The sequence below is a fragment of the Sulfoacidibacillus thermotolerans genome (assembly GCF_003144315.1).
In the GTDB taxonomy this organism is placed as follows: Bacteria; Bacillota; Bacilli; order Alicyclobacillales; family SLC66; genus Sulfoacidibacillus; species Sulfoacidibacillus thermotolerans.
On the sequence record NZ_MPDK01000081.1, the window covers coordinates 1 to 1,494 of the forward strand.

Below are 1,494 nucleotides of genomic sequence, written 5' to 3' on the forward strand. Positions count from 1 at the left end.
GCAGGGTGCGGAACCGCTCCTGCGGACGGCTTGGCAACAGGCGTACAACCAACCTGCGAGTGGAAGGCCAGTGCCTTCCTCCTTCGGAACGTATCGGAGTCAGAGCGGGTCGTTCGAAAAAGAAAGTCTGCCTGAACATGAGGCGCGGGATGTTGTAGTGATGGCGCAAGTCAACGCGAGAGCCTGCGAGAGTGCAATGGTATAGGCTTTTAGAACCCCCTGGCTTTAGCCATGGGGAGGTTCAGAATTTATAGTTTTTTTATTACGAGGTCTTGTCGCTCTACCTCCGCGACACTTAATGCAGTAAGCAATAACTCGGTGAAGGTCTCCCCTCCGGGCGTCGCAAAATAATTCTCCAAGTTCGTTACCATAGGACTAATATCGGTGCCCCATGGAGGTAACTTCGTTAAATCTTCAATGTCCCAAATCACCTTGTCTGGACTCAATTTAGATAACTCTTCTTGAATCACTCGTACTTCTTCGATCGCCAAAGGCACATCAGTATATGGCAACCTATCATGGTACAACTGCTTCAGCAGTTTAGGGAAACGGGAGCCCCATCCATTCTTCTCCAAGTTATAAGAAACTGATGAAAAAAACGAGTGTAGGAAATCAGGTTGACCAACCTCGTAGTAAAAGCAATCTACCAAGAAACCTACTGACATACCATTCACCTCACTCAGTTCATTTTAAAGATAACTTCAGCCCCATTGTCCGTCTTTCTGACTATACCGTCGCGTACCTGTATTAGATATTCTCTTGAGACATTTTGCCCTCTGACATCAATTTGAACAGTTTGCCGAGTTCCTTCCGGTAAGTCCGTTTTTCGTTTAATAACCTGACCAGCCACATTGTTAATGAGGTTGTTTCGTCCTTGAGATGTAGTAACATCGTAATTTTTCACCTCAATGCTATGTCCGTCAGTATACAAGTCAGGTCGCGAACTGCCTTTTGTTCCGTTAGAAACAGGGCTTCCGTCTTTAAAGGACTGCTGAGTTTGATAACCTGGATAATCGGAACTCGCGTCTTGCTCACTTTGTCTCCAAGTTGGCCTCGTTCCTGCCTGCCCCGTACCCTTAGCACTGCTTATCACATCAGTTGAAGACGCTTGTCCAACGGGTATGCTGTTTACTAAGTCTTCTTCACCAGATGCCTGTGCAAATATCTGATTCCCATTCGCTATTTTCTGCTGATACGCCGGCAATGCTGTCACTTTATTATTTTGAAGTATAGCATTTCCCTGAGCATTGCCAATCTCATTTACCGCTGTCGATGCTTCTCGCGTATTAAGCGCCGTGACCTTGCTCTCTTGATTCATTTCACGCAAAGCGTCTAGCTCATTGGATTCTTTTGAAAATAAGGTCATATTAACATATCGTTGGACGTCTCTTCCGAATCGATTCATCCCTCCGATCCCTGCAATCGCTGGATCAAGCCCACGTGCTAAGGATGTCTCCTTTTGCCACGTCTGTGCGCTCTCTTCTAGCACGTGTA

At 46.4% G+C, this 1,494-nt stretch carries 2 protein-coding genes and 1 pseudogene; 1 reads left to right on the forward strand and 2 read right to left on the reverse strand.

The window, feature by feature from the left end:
- Positions 1–205, forward strand: a 205-nt coding sequence (locus tag BM613_RS15430) for a hypothetical protein (protein ID WP_219930724.1), incomplete at its 5' end; no start/stop codon positions are given.
- 43 nt (positions 206–248) lie between these two features.
- On the opposite strand, the gene BM613_RS14485 is transcribed toward BM613_RS15430, so the two are convergent.
- Together BM613_RS14485 and BM613_RS15270 are read right to left on the reverse strand one after the other, a co-directional pair.
- Positions 249–665 (reverse strand): immunity 70 family protein, encoded by a 417-nt coding sequence (locus tag BM613_RS14485; protein WP_109431853.1) that lies wholly within the window; start codon positions 663–665, stop codon positions 249–251.
- A gap of 14 nt (positions 666–679) precedes the next feature.
- Positions 680–1,494: pseudogene (locus BM613_RS15270) on the reverse strand (hypothetical protein); the annotation flags it as partial.

Bases quoted from the DNA above. Each gene is read 5' to 3' on its own strand.
- BM613_RS14485 (WP_109431853.1), bottom strand. From the start codon at position 665: ATGTCAGTAGGTTTCTTGGTAGATTGCTTTTACTACGAGGTTGGTCAA.